This is a genomic window from Psychrobacter sp., from assembly GCF_035469765.1.
Classification (GTDB): domain Bacteria; phylum Pseudomonadota; class Gammaproteobacteria; order Pseudomonadales; family Moraxellaceae; genus Psychrobacter.
In genome coordinates this window covers 1-16,762 of sequence record NZ_DATIRM010000013.1, presented here as the reverse complement: position 1 = coordinate 16,762, position 16,762 = coordinate 1, and the positions used below count along the sequence as shown (strand labels likewise).

Below are 16,762 nucleotides of genomic sequence, written 5' to 3'. Positions count from 1 at the left end.
GCCCGCATCAGTGTCTGGACCGAGGTCAATACCAAGGCTTTGACCAACGTGGATCCGGCGAAGCAGGCCCGCGCCTCGGCTGCCCGCCGCCCGCTCTCCGAGCGCTTCTTCGAACGAGCCGCCAAGAAGGAGCTCAAGTGGGCGACCACGGCGATCAGCTTTATGATAGTTATCAATCAAGTTTTGATCATTGGTAAACGAATGAATCGTTTCAACGTGACCATTTTCGATACCATATTCATCATTTAATACTTTTAACGTTGGGGTAATCGCGTTAGTTGTACAGCTCGCCGCACTGACAATAGTGTCATCACCAACGGTATCATTATTAACGCCATATACGACGTTTTTAATTTCACCGCCAGCAGGTGCCGTTAATAGCACTTTTTTCACACCTATCGATTGTAGATGCTTGCCAAGACCCGCTTCGTCTTTCCAGATACCCGTATTATCAATGACCAATGCATCGTTAATGCCATAAGCATTATAATCAATCTCGCTTGGGTCTTTGGCATAGATAACTTGGACAAAGCGGCCATTAATAATCAAACCATTGTTTTCATCATCAACAATCACACCACCAGCGAAACTACCATGGATTGAGTCTCGCTCTAGCAATGATGCACGCTTAGCCAAGTCACCAGCTGATGCAGGACGTACGACAATGGCTTTTAACGGAATACCTTTGGTACATGACGCTTGTGATAATAGCAGACGTGTTAAGATACGACCGATACGACCAAAACCGTATAGCACCACATCTGCCGCGCCATTGATAGCCACTTTGGTGTTGTCAATAGACTGTAATGCCGCTTGGATATCGCTGTCATTAGCAATTAGCTGACCAACGTCAACACGAGTAGCTTGAATGTCTTTGTTATCCGCTAAAACTTTCACCATCGCTAAGGTATCAGCGATATCAATAGCATGAGCACCTTGGTCACGCAAGGCAACTTTTTGATGCAACGCCAATATTTGACCTACTGAATTGGTGTCTAGCGTATCACCAAATAAAGTCACTTGTACATCTTGCTCGTTATAGAGCTTATTCAATAGCCCCATCAGCTCAATCGCTTGTTGCTCTTGATTATTATAGTTGCTCAAATGGTCTTGATGTAATTGGCGTAAGGTATCAGCGTTACTCACGAGAAACATCCTTATGGTCAGTATTGGGGAATCAGTAAAATAGGAAGAAATATTATTGAATAGGGTATATACAGTCTATGCACTCACTCAGATATGCTAACAGACGACTGCTGTCATCGATTATTATCATAGAAGTCTGTAGATAAGCTAGATTTTAGCTTAAAACGCCTTATTTTGCTAGTGATAACAAATTTGTATGAGTCACAAGCTATTTGATGACTACCGATTTAGCATAATAAAACGGGTTATTACGATAAAGGCAGCCTATTATGCTGCCTTATTATAAATCCATTTAAACAATGATAAATACAAGAGCCGTGATAAATAAAGGCAATATAAACCATTATCAGACTTTTATGGAATCAAATTCACCGTCTGCTTACTCTGCGACGTTAATTTAAATTCTTTCAAATCATAACCCTGTTGCTGGGCAATTTGACGGTATTTGGCATAAGTTTCTTGGCTTACGTTTGGCGAACGAGCCAGCAGCCATAAATACTTTTTATCAGGGGTACCAACCAGAGCGGTTTTGTAGTCTGGATCACGTGCCAATATCCAATAGTCAGCTCGCCCTACTGGCAACCAACGAATCCACGATGGCAAAAAGGTCACTTTCAGTTTACTACCTGTCGCATCAGCAGGTTTTGCTAAGCCTTCAGCGTTAATACTTGAACCATCTTCAGCTTTGCACTGGTTGATAACTTTAATGCCCGAACCATCGCTTTTTTCAACATAGGTCGCGGTCACATCGCTAGCGCAGTTGCGCTGAAAATACATCGGTAATCGACCTATCTCATACCAAGTACCAGCATATTTATTGAGATCAACGCTATCTACTGTAGTCGGTGTGCTAGCAGATTTATGAATAATATTACTGGCTTTAACATCGACTAACTTTGTCGTGGTCTTAATAGTATTTGCGGCAGCAGCTTGGGTCACAGGCGGTGTCGCTGCATAAGCAGAAAATGCCGCTAGTGGGATGATAATAGCTAGGGCAATGCCAGTATGCTTGATAAGACCATTCATAAATATACGCTCCGGTATTTCTGCAATAGTTGCTGGGTCTTTAGTAAAGATATTATTTCCTGCCTCAACTGTCGATTGCTCAAATTCTTCAAAAATATTGGTCTTACTAGAGTTGATATCAACAGCACTGGCTGTAAAGATATTATTATCCATTACGCTAGAATTTTTTGTGCTTACTTCAGTTTTTTTGACACTTTTATAGCCAAAAAAGCTGACTTGGCTAGACATATCTTGCGCCAGACTATCCAAATACTCGTCATTACAACTTTTGTGGCTATAGCTGGCATCATTACTAGCATGGTCAATATTACCTGCTTGTATTGCCTCATCTTTATGTAACTGATGCTTAGGTGGCTGGTCAGTCTGCTGCGATTGAGAACCAGCTGCCTTAGAATCAGACCATTCTGACCTCGGTAACTTGTTGGTTTTCATAGGCATACCATTTATTAATAGTGATTATTAAAAGCGCTTTTTTATCAGACATATACAAAATAATTTCCATTAATCACTTCTACGACAATAGGTAAATGAAAATTAAATTTGTTATAAGAATTAAGAGTGGCTGTAATAACCCATTGAGCTATTCTGCGCCCTTCGATAAGTAATGACTTATAGTAATGGTAAAGCCCCAATCAAAACAGTGTAGCAATGTAGGAAAACGCAACGGTTTGTAAGTAATTCTGTATATAGACCACGGAAGATTACAATTTTATTAACTATTAAAAAATATTGAAAGCAGTGACTTACCTTATCTAATTGCCAGCTTCATATTTAGCTTAGAATTAAAGCAAGCCTCTGCTCTATCTACGCTACTGGTATCAATATCTATAGTTAATTATGTGCTTAGCATTTCAAGTTATTATAAAGATAATAATAGCAATGGCGCTAATACCTATTTTAAAAACTGCCGAATGCCAGCGACGGCGACCGCGCCATGTAACATCGCTTGTTGATACATCATAGGGGACAAACCACCCAAACCGATAACTGGCATGTCTGCTAATTCTGCTAATTTTGACCACGCCTGCCAACCTAACGGCGGCGTATCAGGATGGGTTTGCGTACACTCAACAGGTGCCAAAAAAATACCGATAACGGGTGGCATTTGATGTAGAAAACGCGATTGGGCAAGCTGATTGGCGGCATCAATACTTTCTTTATCATGACAACTGACGATTAGCGGCAAGCTTGAAGAGAGGCAAAAGTACGGTAGATTGTTTTCTACCACGCCGTTTGACCATTGCACAAGCTGTGTCTGCGTTAAATGCTCTGCTACGATTTGATTATTTATTGCTGCATTGTCTAGATCATTAGTACTCGAACCATCAGGAACAATCGCTTGAATGTCAGGGCGTAGATGTAATAGCTGCTTGATACTGTCTTCTGCCTCTGCTTTTTTGATGCGTATATAAACCCAAGCATCCGCCTTCAAATGCTCCTGATGATATTGTAGCCATGCGGTCACAGGGTTAGGATATTCATCAAAATGTGCTAACGGATAAGTAATGCTTATCTGCGTTGACAGTTGCAACCAAGCAAGTATCGTTTTGTTGGCAGCGGGCAGATCATAAGCCCCCGCTAGTAACTTTTCTTTATCTACCCATGTCAGCTTTTGACCTTCTAGACCATGACTTAGGTTTTTATATTGCGCATATTGTTGCGCGGTTATCTCAATACGGTAGACCTGTAAGCAGACCTGTTTATCACCATAATCATGATGTAATCGTCCCAGTTTAACCGCTATATTACTGGCTATATTAATGCCTGTCTCTTCAGCAACTTCTCGTATTAGAGCCTGTGTTGCCGACTCATGAGCATCTATTTTTCCACCTACAAATTCATAGCGGTTGCCTTGGTGCTGAGAAGCCGCCCTAAATCCTAGCAAATATTGATCTTGATAATGAATAACCGCCACAGCTACATTTACGATGGTTATTGCCTGATTTTCTATCAAGGTATTTGGCTCGACTGCCATTTTATTTCCTTTTTTACTAATGGAATTGATTCGTCTAATTGCTTGTATAAAAATGAGTTAGATAAGTTTACATAATCGCCATTATTTATTTTATAAAATTGCTTGCAAAAACCTTCAATCTAAATGATAATTATTATCGTTAATAATTATTTACTATGACTATTTATCACTTTGTATATTTGCTACTTTGCTATCAAAAGGAATTTACCATGAGTCTTGTTATCTCTCGCCATTTGAACTTCCGTGAAAACCGCCTGCCTACTTTGCAATCACAGCATCTATTTGCTTTGACTAAAGAGGTACGTATTGAGCATGAAGGCGAAGAATATCGTCTACGTTTAACACGTAATAATCGGTTAATTCTGACCAAATAAATTGCGGGTCTTACCAATAAAAAACGCCTTTATCAAAAGGCGTTTTTTATTGGTAACATGATAATAATCGGTCAAATAATATATTGCTATTGTCGGTCAGAAAAAATCACAGCCAGTATGAAAATGGCTCTGTAGCTACAATCTTTAGAACTGCCAACTATAAACCACATCCACCGCATTTTCTGCCGCTGTGCTTGCTTCCACATAGATACGGCGGGTCAACTGATAACGTATCGATAGGCTATTTTGTGCATTAAAAACACCCACGCCGTAGCGGATATATAAGTCAGGCGTCACATAACCGGTGATATTAACGTTAGTATCCTCGCTACTACCTGAAGCATCAACGGTTAAGCTTTGGAAACCAAACGCTTGACCGATTTGATTGGTTAGATTGCGCGTACCACTAAGTCCAAAGCTGAGTCCAGCGGCGGCTAAGTTATTGGTGACCTGTGACTTAAAGCCCTGCTCACTGATCTGAGTGGCGCTTTGATTATCAATACGACCAGTAATTAGTGCATTCATCGCCTGCTGCTGCGTGAGTCCAGCATTATTAAAAACAATGATATTGGGGCTTTCTGTGTTGCCTTTGACACGGACACCAACGGTCTTGCCATTGATATTTTTCACCGCCTCGATACTTAGGTTTGGCTTCATGACATCACCATTAAAGCGCACTTGACCATAATTAAGCTCTAGATTTTGTCCAAAGGCATTAATATTGGTACGACGCGATACCTGTACCACACCTTTTGCACGCATGATGCCTGTACCGCTTTGAGTGACATGAAGGGCACCGGCTAAAGGAATCACCGCACCAAAACCGCGGAAATTAATATCATTACCCAAATCGATACCGACATCAGTATTGATTGACCAAGGTTTTGAGAGGGCTAAAACCTCCTCAATATTACCAATAAGACGACGGTCAAGTACCACTGCATCTTCCGTCTGAGTAATAATATCTTCACTTGCCTCTGGCGGACGGATGGTCGCTGACGGCACACTAACTGCCCCTGTAATATTGACATAGCGATCGGCTGGACGGACGATGATATCGATATCAGGATTGACACTTGCCACTAATAATGGCGGCTGAGTCAATATCAAACCTTTACCAATAATACTCAGCTTTGCCTGTAGCTTTTGTTGCCAATTGACAGTACCAGTAATCGTCCCTCTACCTGTGCCACTATTGAACTTACCATCGATAGTCGCTTGAGTACCACGGATTTTGGCAGTGGCATTCACTTTGGTCAAATTGACTGGTAAATCAAGCATCGCCATTCGACCATCGGCTAGTTTTACATCACCATAAAACTGTGGCTTATCCAGTGTACCGCCCAAACCGCCTGCCATCGTAATATTACCTTCGAGCACGCGCATACCAGGGAAGAAAGGCTTGAAAATAGCCAGATTAAGCTCATTGAGTACCAACGCACCCGAGATTGGCTTGGGCGTCTTATACGGATCGACGATCACTTCTGCATAACCACGAGCACCGCTGCCCGTATTGATATCTGAGCGTATCTTTAGACCGTTCGGGACAGATACAGCAATGAGCGAGATACGCTTATAAGGCAAGGTGACAGGCAAGCTATCACCGTCTTGAATTAAGCCGATTTTACCGTTGTCAGAATACAGTGTGGTATTAATAGTCGGTGGACGACCACGTTGCCAACCGACTATCGCTTTACCATTAATTTTGCCATGCCAATCGATGTCTTTTGGTAAAAACGCCGAGAATAGTGAAGTATCTATTTTTTGTATTGCCAAATCGACTTCACCACTGGCAGCTGAGGCAATAAGATTTTTACGTAAGCAGAGTTTCCCTGTTTGATCAGCCGCCTGCCAACAATGTGCTGCCAACTGCACTTTTAAGTCTGTGCTATTTTTACCTTGTTTTTTGGGAAAATTAACAATCAACTGCGCTGGCTGCAATTGATTTAGGGTGGCATATTTAGACTTAACTTGACCCTTACCGATAACGCCTGACCATATAAGCTTATCTCGATTAAAGCCACCTTTGAGCCTTGCTGAGATATTAAGCTTCTCATTAAGTAGATCAAAATCAACCACGTGTGCTTGTTCAGTACCATTAAAGGTTGCATTAAGGTTTTTGAAGCTTTGCCCCCCAGCCTCTAGGCCTTCGGCAGTAATAATAAACTGGCTTGGACTGTTTGCCAAATTGACCAGCTTGCCGCGTATACGTCCTTGACGCAATATAAAGCCCGGTAACGAGATACGCTCACCTACCAAATCCACATAGAGCGTTGGTAACGCTTGCCCTGCCGGCTGCGATAAAGTGGCGCCACCAGAAACTTTACCAGTAAGCTTGTCTGAGAGCTGGTCAAGGCTTGTGATATTAATCTTAGCTTGTAGCTGTTTGGCATTGCCATTGGCAGTGATATAATTATCGCCCCAACGCAGTACCAAATTATTGGCATTTAAGCTTTCGATTAACGCATTAACCTGCTTATATTGTGCCTGCGCATCTTGCTTCTGCAAACGCTTAAAATAGTCTGCCAAATCTTTTGGTAGATTTAGTTTTGCCGTTAAACTGCCTTTGGCGCTAAGCGGCTGACCTTTTAACATCCCACTTAAATTTACTTGCTTGATATTAATAGTCTGCTGGGTGTCGCCCCAACGTCCACTGGTATCGATAGTACCGGTAATCGTACTCGGTATTTCTTTGAAGAAATAACCCAAATTAAAGCGATCCATGACCGCATCAATATCCCAAACAAGACCCTGACGCACATCAACAGTGCCCTTAGCATCAATACTGCCTGCCGCGCCTACATGCCGGAAACGCTTAATACGTATCAGCTGTGAGTCACCGCTGGCGTCAATAGTGAGTTTACCTGCTGGCAATTGCTCAGCGTCTAGCACCCCATCAAAGTTCACGACAAAGTTTTTGAGCGTCCCTTTTGCTTTGGCATTGTTTTTGGGTGGATTTTGCCACTCGCCAGTGGTTTTTAAATCACCAGTAATGATGGCAGCGTTGTTAGGCAAAAAGTAACCCAAATTAAACTTATCAAAGCGACCATCTAGCGTCCAGCCGATATTGTTACGTAGGTCAATGACACCATTGGCTTTGACGGCACCTGCTTCGCCACTATAATTTAATTTACGAATACGAATCAGGTTTGGCGTACCAGCCGCATCGATTGATAAACGACCTTTTGGTACATCAGCAGTATCAACTTGACCGTCAAAACGGGCGTCAAAGACCGATAGCTTACCACCGATAATATCGACACTAGCATCGCCGCCGCCAGTAATACCGATCGCACGACCTTTCTGCGTGGCATCAAGCTGCGCCTGCAAATCCGTATTATTAAAATTAATAATATGACGCTGACCTTTGACACGATTTTTAGTAATATTCAGCATACGCCCGCGCGCATTGATACGCCCTGTTAGGCGCTCAAGTGGTATGTCACTGCGGTATTTTTTGGGCAATAAGCCATTGGTGCGTGCATCAATCTGCCAAGTGAGCGGACCTTTTTTACTTGCCAATTGAATCTGACCCGTTCCTGATAAATCGCCAACTACTCCTTGGTAATTAAGGCGACTGATATCAATGACATTGCTCGCTTTACGAAGCCTGACATCGTAATCGCCTTTGGGGGCGGCATTGAGCTCATTAATCACTACTTTGCCATCGATAGAAAGATTTGGGCCACGAACAATGACACTCGCTTGCCCACGAGGGCTATCGATGTTACCAATCTTAGGAATATTTTTACGCACAAGGTTTTGCCATCTTGCATCGACATACCAAGGCGCGACTTGTTTAGATTTGGCTGAGGTTTTGCCACGGACAATATTGGCATTGACTTGCTCGCCATCACGCTGACGCAATGCGGCGTCCATCTCCATATTACCGGTGCTGTTTTTATGTTGATAATGGACGGATAATGGACCGTTTAACCTTTGCGGCGCATATACTTTAAAGTCCGCATACTCTTTAGGAATCACACGCCGTACATCAAAATTATTACCGGTTGCGCGTATCTTTGCATCAAAGCTGCCTTTCCAATCTAAGATACCTTGCAATATCAAATTTCCAGCGGCAACATCTGCATCTAGACGATCAACACGTAATTGGCTGTTGGCAATAATGGCGCGCCCTTGATAATGTCCTGAGGGAATGTCTTTTGCGGTCAATTCGGTATTAATACGCAGGCGTATCTCTGATATAACACCTGATGCGGTCACCATACCACTCTTTAAGTGAATATTTTGGCTATCCGCATAAGGAACCAGAATATCATCCCATTCAAGTTTTGCTTGAAATGGCGCATCAGGATCTAAGCCTTGTACCACAAAGTCGCCACTAACCGCACTGTCATTGTAGCGGCTACTAACCTTGCCAACAATACGCTTTAACGTACCTGTTGCAGTGATATTTAAGGGGTCAATATAAGCCTTCTCTAAAGCACTGACTTCTACAATGGCACTCAAATCTAAAGGATAATCGCCTTGCAAATCGGCATGACCTTTTAAAGCACTGACTTTAACAATATCACCATATTGCAATTTGCCGCCACCAACCGTCACCATACTGCCAACCCAAGTTAAATCACGCGCTTCAATATCATGCACGACAATGGGATCACGAGTGACTTGCTTATAAATAATAGTTTTTACTTTTGCATGATCAAAACGTAGATTGACCGGTAAGCTTAAGGTTCTATAATCGTACGCCTCGCCTGTCGGCGGTTTTTTATTAATAATCTTGATGGTTTGTATGTCTGCATCACGCAAATGTACTTCTTTGGCAAAGACAGCACGCCAGCCTATTTTGACATAGGCTTTATCTACTAATACTTCAAGATTATCGGTCGCTTTGATGTCGATATCACTGAGCAAAAGACCATCACGTAGATTGCCGCTGCCGTATTTGAACTCAATACCCGTTTCTGCACTGATTTTCTCTAAGATAAACTTAGTGCCTGACTCGGTACCTGCCGCATATAAGAAGATAGCAAACATAATCGCTAGCACGATAATAATCAGCACTAGCAATTTGAGGACAAAAGACAATGGATACCAACGTCTGACGGCGCGGGCATCTCGCTGTGCTGGGTCTTCATCTAATGGCAAATTAGGCGGGGTATTTTTGGTCGACATGACACTCAACTACGTTAGAGAATGGTTACTAGCAAGCGCTAGAATAATAAATACAACGGTTCTTCTGCTTATACACTATATTTATAAGGGAGAGCCAATAAGCAGATGCAACCTGACTGGGATATTCTCTTCTGTCACGCCAGCTGCGACATCAATGCGTACCACGCCAACAGGAGATGCCCAGCGAATACCAACACCTACGCCGACTTTGGTGTCTGTGTCGAAATCTTTGTCGTAAGCATTACCGATGTCAGTGAAAACGGCACCGCGAAAGCCAGGTTTAAACTCATAGTTATATTCTGCACTACCGACTGCGAGGATTTGTCCGCCAGTCAGATAACCTTTATCTAGTGGCGATAAGCTTTCGTAGTCATAACCACGAATACTTTGATCACCGCCGGCAAAGAAGCGCAGCTTATAAGGCACCTCATTAAAGTCATCGGCCCAAATATAACCGGTATTGATACTACCGAGAACTTGGTGCTTGTCATCGCTACCAAAACTGTAAATACCACTAACGCCTGCGCGAGCAATTGCCAAATCGGTATCACTAAACGCTTTATCAGCGCCAGCTTCAATCGAATAATATTGGCGGATACCGCGAGTTGGATTGGTGACACTGTCCACATCTGTTTTACTGACACCATAGCCAAATAATAAAGCTTGTTGTTTGGGTTTGGAGGATGTAAATCTGATAGGAAGGTCGTCTAACTGCGCCTCATCAATGCCTGTCTCAAGCTCATCCAAGCGATAGCTTACAGAGTAGCTACGATTCCAGCCGCTGTCACGGCGAATATTACGCGACAATGCCGCTTTTACAGTTCTAGTAGACAAGTCAAAATTGCCTTCGCCTTGATCGATGACCTCTTCTTCATATGTCAGACGAGCTTCAAGTTTGTCATTTAAAGGATGCTTCCATGGTCGGCTAGCATAGGCACCAACGTTTTTGCTAATCCTCGACACCTCTGTTTCTAATCCCGCTTGATAGCCTTTACGATTCAGCAAATTATAATCTATTTTCGCGGTTGCACGAACACCGGTATCCGTACCGTAACCAATACCGACTTGAGCATCGCGCGGTTTATTTGCCACTACCAACACATAGAGTGGTACTTTTTTGCTTTCTAGTACTTCCTGTGGTGTTTTACGTCCGGCTAATGTCGGTGGCACAAAGTTTTCATCTGCCAGTATGCTTTGCTCATCAGGGAATATTTTTTGTGCAACGTCACTGATAGCATCACTAATTTTACCTAAGATACTGTTTGAATCTTCTTCTTTTTCATCCAACACCCGATCATTTGGCAGACGGCTTAAACGATCTGCTTTTTGCTTAATCGCCTGTAACTTTTCAAGCGTCTCTTCGTCAGCTTCAAACTCAATAGCAGCGATGTCAGCAGCATTGACTTTTTCTCCACTGGTGCTATAAATCTCGTCGTCATTGCCGATACTATCTATTTGGCGAGCATTATTAATATCAGAGGCTTTATTGATATCGCCATCTAACGTTTCAATAGCATTTGGCGAATTATCAAAGGCCAAAGTAGCGCTTTGTGTACGCTCATCAGGCGGCAAAATCGACTCAACGTTGACGGTATTAAAATAGCGGGTCGCCGACAAATCATTACTAAATTTGGTCACCGCAGGACGATAAAAAGGATCGCCTTCTTTAAAGTCAAATAACTGCTTCAGCAATGACAATTCAACGGGCAGTTTTGCAGGGTCACGAGTCAAAGTGCCCGATTCTCTATCATAAGTAAAGAATACTACCTCATCAAACTCATAGCGATCGCCAGTATTATAGACCAGTGATACATCAGCGGTATTATCAGGCAAGATAATATCCACAGATTTATTCAGCCAATATTGGTCAAAATAACCATAGGTATTACTAAGTGATTCAAGCGCAGCTTTGCTGTCTTTATAGACACGGTGGTTAAAGATATCGCCTTCTTTTGGCGGCAAATCTTTTTCCAATGCAGCAAATTCTTTTTGCTCACTGCCTGCACCACGAATGTCGATTATTCGGCTATCAACGCGCACCGGCTCACCCAATTTTTCGATGACGACATCAATCGTGTCCGTATAAGGCTGGCGCAAACTCAACGTTATATCATAATAACCAACCGCTTTTGCGGCATCCAATGCCGTCTGGCGTAAGCGCGGTAGCGCCGCTGTAAAATCAACCACAGACTGCACAGTGGTATCATCGAGTGCCGCTTTGATGTTCTTTATCGGCTGCACATCATTATCAGCTTTGACCAATATCGGCTTGGCATTGACAGCATTGGTATTGTTAGCTGCGGCTTGTTGCAAGTAAATGGTCGTCTCTACATTCGGTAGCGCCAACGAGCCTGCATTAAATAAGCGATCGTAAAGGCGCTTTACGATATTGCCGTTACTGCGCGCCTTTGGGCTTGGACTTTTAGCTTGCTCAATACTGTCGTTAACGGCTTCAGTATCATTCTCATACTCAGGCAAATAGTCATCAGGATTGATAAAGCTTTCCGTATCATTTGATTGATTGATATTGGCTAAAATATCATTATCAATGGTCTGAGTTGCGCTGCCGCTACTAACAGCATCGCTCACAGTAATGGGACGCGACATAATTTCTGCAGTTTCAGCTCGTTCAGCAGCGGTTTCAATGATACCTAATGTATCCAAATTACTTGGTGTTGGCAGACTGCTCGCATCCAACTCAACATCCAGACCTATCGGCGGCGTGCGAGCGTCTAAGCTGGCAATCGGCGCGTCAAAGCCGTTATTGCTACTATTACTGATACTATTAATATCTTGCGCATTTTGCCTATCCATTGCTGCAAGCTCACGGTCAATCTCATCAGGCGTCATCATCTGATAGCCCTGCTGTTGTATCGCAGCGGCTTGTTGCTCTAGACCTGCATTGGTATCGGCTGCTTGTACATCATCAAAGCTATTATTAAAACCGTCATTGAATCCATCTGTATTTGCTTGAGCAGTATTAGCGCTAGTTTTATTAGCTGAGTTTTTTGCATTCGGCTTCTTAATACCTAGCGTTTGCTCACTATAATCATCCAATACAGATTGCTCAATAATACCTTGCTCAACAGCCTTTTTTAGGCGTAGAGCATCTAAGGCCATATCAAGCTGACTGTCATTAGAAATTAAGGCTTGCTGTGATGACTGGTTTGCTATTTTCGGCATTTCTGACGGGGCTGTCACCGCCTTTTTTATTATTTGGCTATTGTTGATGGTGCTATTATTGATATCGGTAGTAGCCGCAAAAGCAGCAGGGGCAAGACTACAGCCAACGCCAACTAAGCTTGTGGTCAAGGCGCTAAAAAGCGCTGTGCGAGTAAAATAAAGACGCGGAGCATCATTAGTATTAATAGCAGTGCTAGATTTGATTGAGTCATTTTGGCAGACTGAGGTGGCAGGAGACATCATTGCTAAATTGTGCGCTGGCGTTGAAGGCTGGTGTTTCATATTTATTTCCTATCCCCTCACGCAGTGCAAGGTTGCTGACGATGACGACTGCTAAGTCTTAACGGTGACTATAATAATGACAATAAACTAACGCGATTTTTGACTTACTACTCTGATTTTTTATCTAACAGTTTAGGTGCTAATTTAAGTCATTTTGAGCACTTGTAACGCTTTGCTATCACTGGTGCTATCAGGATTTACTCAGCTAAAAATTACAAATCATAACTTAGATAATTATGAAATCATAGTATCGAGTTCATGTATTTTTACCAAAGCCTTGCTATTATACGGCTTAACAGTGACAAAACCTATGTCATATTTAGTTAAGTTTTTGATAGCGTTGATAATTATCGTCATATCGACGACTAGCTTATACGTTTTTCTTCTCTTTTACTTGTCTTGATCCATTTGTAGGAATTTTCATGGCCAATCAGTTTCAATTATTTAAACGCCGCCGTTTTAGTGCCATGTTCTTTACCCAATTTTTGGGCGCGTTTAATGACAATGTCTTTAAGCAAGCCCTCATACTGGTACTGACCTACACGGCGGCCAGTCAGCTTGGTGTTGAAGTCAGTATTTTAAATAACTTGGCGGCGATGCTGTTTATTTTGCCCTACTTTCTATTTTCGGCTCTGGCTGGGCAACTGGCTGATAAGTTTGAAAAGTCCAAACTGACCCGCTTTACCAAGCTACTTGAGCTCTCCATTATGGTCATTGCTGCAGTGGGCTTCGTATTTGAGTGGTACGCACTATTATTTGTCGCGCTGTTTTTGATGGGTACCCAATCGACCTGTTTTGGGCCTATTAAATACGCCTACTTACCACAAGCGATGCAAAAAGACGAATTGGTCGGTGCTAATGGCTTGTTTCAGATGGGTACGTCACTGGCGATATTGCTCGGTATGATTATTGCGGGCGTCCTAACTCAAGTATCGCAGCCGCTATACTGGATTAGCGCGACGGTATTGGTGGTTGCGGTATTAGGTTATTTTGCCGCACGATCGATACCCACCATGCCAGCCATGCAGCCTGATTTAAAAATTAACTGGAATATTTTTACCACCAGTGTCTCAACGGTACGCTATTTATATTCGTTACGGTTTTTGTTCTTTGTGATATTGGGCAATAGCTGGTTTTGGTTTTATGGCGCCACCTTTTTAACCCAAACACCTGAATTCAGCAAAGTCATCCTACACGGCGACGAGTCAGTAGTAATTTTCCTGCTGACTTTATTTTCGGTTGGGGTATCCATTGGTTCATTACTATGTAAAAGGCTTACTAAAAATCAGGTCAGCCTACGTTTATTACCCTTTGGCATTGCAGGTTTAAGCATTTTTGCTATCGACTTGTATTTTTCTCTATCAGGATTGTCAATTGACGTGAATAGCGAGACCCTAATCGGGGTTGGTGGGCTGTTCGCAATCACTGGTAGCTGGCGTGTATTTGTTGATTTATTCTTTTTGGGCTTTAGTGGCGGTTTATATATCGTCCCTTTATATGCGTCTATGCAGGCTTATGCGCCCAAAAGCCACCGCGCACGCATCGTTGGTGCCAACAATATCTTCAATGCCATATTCATGGTCGGTTCCGCGATTTTCTCCATCGTGGTATTAAACAGCTTGGGTATGTCGTTGCCACAACTGTTCTTGGTAACAGGTTTGCTTAACATTGCTTTTGGTTGGTTTTTATATACAAAGCTGAACAGACATATTCAATATGCCAGCATCCAAACTCATGATGACGAACTGAACAGACATGATTAATGAAATAGCAAACCTAGATAATGCGATTTTAATGAGCAAACGCTGTTTAATAAATCATTTAATAGTCAATCATGAGCCAAATAATTATGATGCCGACAATTGCGATTGTTTGCTATAGTAATGCTCATGACTTAAATGCTAGCCGTTGCAGCACTTGCAAAAGTAGATTGCAAACCACCATTCATAATAAATATTGCCATCAGGAGTGAACCATGGCTTTGCGTCCCTTATCAAAAATGGATCAATTATTACTTGGGGTAGACAAGGCATTGCGCGCGGTCGTACCGCATTCAAACCCCAGCACTCGCCCACTGCCTGTCAGCAGCGATGACATTCCTGAGCTGAGCATCACGGAGGCGCGTCATGTCGCAGGATTGATGCGCATCAATCATACCGGTGAGGTATGCGCGCAAGGGTTGTATCACGGGCAAGCATTTACGGCAAAAGATGATGACGTCAAGCAAGCTATGCAGCAATCTGCTGCTGAAGAAGTCGATCATCTGGTCTGGTGCGAGACTCGTCTAAGCGAGCTTGGCAGTCATCCAAGTGTTTTTACACCGTTATGGTATGGCATGTCATTTGGTCTTGGCGCGGTCGCTGGTGCTATCTCTAATGAGTTTAGCTTAGGATTCGTCGCAGAAACAGAAGCACAAGTTAGTGAGCATTTACAAGACCATATTGGGCAATTACCACCGCAAGATTTGCGCTCAAAAGAGATACTGGCACAAATGGATATCGAAGAGTTGCATCATCGTGAGCTGGCGCTAGCCAATGGCGGTGCTGCATTATCACCATCTGTACGCCATACCATGAGATGGATGGCAAACCGAATGAAAGCGACCGCTTACCATCTATAATTCAATTAAAAATACAGTATAGCAACACCTATCAGTGATGATTTTTAACAATCCTACCACTGTTTGTATGACGCTTAATTTGCTAGGGTATGAAAAACTTGTACGATTTTGCCTTAACCATAGCTATAAGGCATCGATATCAGGCAGTATTAGGCATTGATTTATCAACAACGACCAAATAGACAAAATAACGATTAAACAAGGTAACTATCTTTATGAAAGCGATCAGCCAACCGACCCACTCTCAAAAATCGCCTAAGTTTGCGACTTTAACGGCACTCGCCGCAGCCTGTGCCATGATGTTGTCTGTGCCTGTGAATGCTGCCGAAGTTGATGCTTCAGCTACCGTAAACACAGCTGTACCAAGCGCAATTGACTCAAGCAAACGAGTGATTCGTCTTGCTAGACCTAATGCTACTGTTAGTGCGACTCAAACAGCAGCCGTTACTCAACCAGAAGCAGCTGCAACTACTGCTACGCAAGTGAATGCTCAAACCCATAATACACAGCCTAGCCGTGTGCCTCAAAATGCCGCCCAAAATCAAGCGGTTCAAGCCAACCAAGATACTGAACTCACCGGTACTACCCGAGTCTATGAGCGTGGACCAATGGTTGCAACGGGTATTGATTTGCGTGGCGGTCAATTGTCAAATATCCCAACACCGCAAGTTAAGCTATCAGATATCAGTTTTGTACCTACCATCTTGATCCCGCAGCAAAAAGGTCTGGGCACTGATAAATTGGATGTCAGCTTGCTGGATGACTTTATCGCAGAGGTGTCGCCAAATGCACGCCACTATCCACCAAACTTCCCTAACCGCACCCAACGTCACAACGCTCGCGAAAAAATCAAAGTATTAGCAGACTGGATTGAGCCTTATGCCAAATCGCCAAATGCCTCTTACGATGTGCTATTACGTGCAGCTAAGCTAAACGGTATGGGACGTAACTTGGATTTGGGTTCGGAATACACCGTACGTGGCGGGCAATACGTCGACCGTGCCATCAAAATTAAAC

Annotated in this window: 8 protein-coding genes and 2 pseudogenes; 5 read left to right on the top strand and 5 right to left on the bottom strand. The window is 43.0% G+C overall.

The window, feature by feature from the left end; all coding sequences use genetic code 11:
* Window positions 1-48: 48 nt before the first annotated feature.
* A pseudogene (locus VLN09_RS12270) lies at window positions 49-99 on the top strand (hypothetical protein); the annotation flags it as partial.
* Window positions 100-141: 42 nt separating this feature from the next.
* Here the strand turns inward: VLN09_RS12270 and VLN09_RS00305 are convergent.
* The 3 genes and pseudogenes from VLN09_RS00305 to VLN09_RS00295 all read right to left on the bottom strand — a co-directional run.
* Window positions 142-1,155 (bottom strand): annotated as a pseudogene (locus VLN09_RS00305) (glyceraldehyde-3-phosphate dehydrogenase); the annotation flags it as partial.
* A 345-nt stretch (window positions 1,156-1,500) separates the two neighbouring features.
* On the bottom strand, window positions 1,501-2,604 hold the full coding sequence (locus tag VLN09_RS00300) for a lipocalin family protein (protein WP_325242982.1): 1,104 nt from the start codon (window positions 2,602-2,604) through the stop codon (window positions 1,501-1,503).
* 460 nt (window positions 2,605-3,064) lie between these two features.
* Entirely contained in the window at window positions 3,065-4,147 is a 1,083-nt protein-coding gene (locus tag VLN09_RS00295) for an NUDIX domain-containing protein (protein ID WP_325242980.1), read from the bottom strand.
* 209 nt (window positions 4,148-4,356) lie between these two features.
* Between VLN09_RS00295 and hemP the strand changes: the two genes are divergently transcribed.
* Window positions 4,357-4,521, top strand: a complete 165-nt coding sequence (gene hemP / locus VLN09_RS00290; protein ID WP_020443783.1) for a hemin uptake protein HemP — start codon at window positions 4,357-4,359, stop codon at window positions 4,519-4,521.
* A gap of 144 nt (window positions 4,522-4,665) precedes the next feature.
* Here hemP and VLN09_RS12335 read toward each other — a convergent pair whose 3' ends face one another.
* Complete coding sequence (locus tag VLN09_RS12335) at window positions 4,666-9,660, bottom strand: translocation/assembly module TamB domain-containing protein (protein WP_325242976.1); 4,995 nt, start codon at window positions 9,658-9,660, stop codon at window positions 4,666-4,668.
* 81 nt (window positions 9,661-9,741) lie between these two features.
* A complete protein-coding gene (locus tag VLN09_RS00280) occupies window positions 9,742-13,125 on the bottom strand; it encodes an autotransporter assembly complex protein TamA (RefSeq protein ID WP_325242974.1) in 3,384 nt (1,127 codons plus the stop codon).
* Between the two features lie 422 nt (window positions 13,126-13,547).
* On the opposite strand from VLN09_RS00280, the gene VLN09_RS00275 reads away from it, so the two are divergent.
* The 3 genes from VLN09_RS00275 to VLN09_RS00265 all read left to right on the top strand — a co-directional run.
* Window positions 13,548-14,888, top strand: a complete 1,341-nt coding sequence (locus tag VLN09_RS00275) for an MFS transporter (RefSeq protein ID WP_325242972.1) — start codon at window positions 13,548-13,550, stop codon at window positions 14,886-14,888.
* Window positions 14,889-15,106: 218 nt separating this feature from the next.
* Complete coding sequence (coq7, locus tag VLN09_RS00270) at window positions 15,107-15,745, top strand: 2-polyprenyl-3-methyl-6-methoxy-1,4-benzoquinone monooxygenase (RefSeq protein WP_325242986.1); 639 nt, start codon at window positions 15,107-15,109, stop codon at window positions 15,743-15,745.
* A gap of 215 nt (window positions 15,746-15,960) precedes the next feature.
* Window positions 15,961-16,762: hypothetical protein (locus VLN09_RS00265; protein WP_325242970.1), on the top strand; the 802-nt coding region annotated here is incomplete at its 3' end.